This is a genomic window from Arthrobacter ginkgonis, assembly GCF_039540195.1.
GTDB classification, from domain to species: Bacteria; Actinomycetota; Actinomycetes; order Actinomycetales; family Micrococcaceae; genus Zafaria; species Zafaria ginkgonis.
The window spans coordinates 1-677 of sequence record NZ_BAABEO010000044.1; the positions used below are offsets into that span (position 1 = coordinate 1).

Sequence of the window (677 nt, forward strand, 5' to 3'; positions counted from 1 at the left end):
TCATCATGCCCCTTATGTCTTGGGCTTCACGCATGCTACAATGGCCGGTACAAAGGGTTGCGATACTGTGAGGTGGAGCTAATCCCAAAAAGCCGGTCTCAGTTCGGATTGGGGTCTGCAACTCGACCCCATGAAGTCGGAGTCGCTAGTAATCGCAGATCAGCAACGCTGCGGTGAATACGTTCCCGGGCCTTGTACACACCGCCCGTCAAGTCACGAAAGTCGGTAACACCCGAAGCCGGTGGCCCAACCCCTTGCGGGAGGGAGCCGTCGAAGGTGGGACCGGCGATTGGGACTAAGTCGTAACAAGGTAGCCGTACCGGAAGGTGCGGCTGGATCACCTCCTTTCTAAGGAGCAACTAACGCCTTTGCCGCCGGCACGAGCCGATGGTGGGGTGTTCAGTGTTGCCCGCTGCGGACCCTTGTGTGGTCCGGCGGGCGCTCATGGGTGGAATGTCAACGAATCGTGGCCCGGAGGGTTCATCCCGTCCGGTTCGAGTACGCCCCCCTGGGGGTTGGAAAGATCCGGCGGGGAGCACCGTTCGGGTCCTTGGCGCACTGTTGGGTCCTGAGGCAACAGGACGCCGGGTCTTTCCGCTTGCGGGGGGCCCCGGTGGACGTTGTTTCGGTTTCCCGCGCACGGCCCAGGCCGCACGAGGACGGATGTTTAGGCATCC

The 677-nt window shown here is 61.7% G+C and carries 1 rRNA gene; it reads left to right on the forward strand.

The annotated features are described in order from the left end of the window. Nucleotides 1–348: ribosomal RNA gene (locus ABD912_RS23235) — 16S ribosomal RNA — on the forward strand; the annotation flags it as partial. Nucleotides 349–677: the final 329 nt, after the last annotated feature.